Genomic DNA, 778 nt, shown 5'->3' with positions numbered 1-778 from the left:
ACCCGAAGGCGCTGTGCTAACCGCAAGGAGGCAGGCGACCACGGTAGGGTCAGCGACTGGGGTGAAGTCGTAACAAGGTAGCCGTAGGGGAACCTGCGGCTGGATCACCTCCTTTCTAAGGAAGATCATTTACGTGACAGAGCTTCGGGCTCATCGCTAAATCATCTTATTAGAACAAAGATCGGAAGCCAGTCAGCTTCACGATCGCTTTCTTATCGCTTGCAGCTTTCGACAAGTCTTCGACTTGCCGGCGCAAGCGGGCAGACATGCCGCCTTCGTTTCTCTTTCTTCATTGTTGATCGCTCACGGGCCGTACCGCAGCTGACGCTGCTGGCCCTGCGCGAGCGCGGCCCACTAGGGCCGACGGACTAGCGTCCTGTATTGGCGCTGACTGGAAGCAGTTGGTGTAGATATAAGGGCTTGTAGCTCAGTTGGTTAGAGCACACGCTTGATAAGCGTGGGGTCGGAGGTTCAAGTCCTCCCAGGCCCACCATGATACACGATAAGGGGCTGTAGCTCAGCTGGGAGAGCACCTGCTTTGCAAGCAGGGGGTCGTCGGTTCGATCCCGTCCAGCTCCACCATCGTGATTTGGTGTTGAGAAGGAAGCGAGTTGATCAACAAGAGAAAGAACCAAGTTTGCGGACTTTTTAGTCTGCGTGTTCTGTATGAAATAGTGAAGAGAAGATGTAATCGGATCGACCGACAAAAAGGTTGATGTCGCAAGAGCTTGCTCAAGCCTTGCACTATGATTGATGTGTTTAACCGCCATCACCGATT

The 778-nt window shown here is 53.5% G+C and carries 2 tRNA genes and 1 rRNA gene; all 3 read left to right on the top strand.

The annotated features are described in order from the left end of the window. Positions 1 to 115 (top strand): 16S ribosomal RNA (locus JAU75_RS23900); the annotation flags it as partial. A 301-nt stretch (positions 116 to 416) separates the two neighbouring features. Next, a tRNA-Ile gene (locus JAU75_RS23895) sits at positions 417 to 493 on the top strand. A 13-nt stretch (positions 494 to 506) separates the two neighbouring features. Then, positions 507 to 582: transfer RNA gene (locus JAU75_RS23890), tRNA-Ala, on the top strand. The last annotated feature ends 196 nt before the right edge of the window (positions 583 to 778 follow it).

It is taken from the genome of Ochrobactrum sp. Q0168 (assembly GCF_016427605.1).
GTDB lineage: Bacteria > Pseudomonadota > Alphaproteobacteria > Rhizobiales > Rhizobiaceae > Brucella.
Note: the sequence above shows the minus strand (reverse complement) of the source record. Positions and strands in the feature narration are given on the sequence as shown.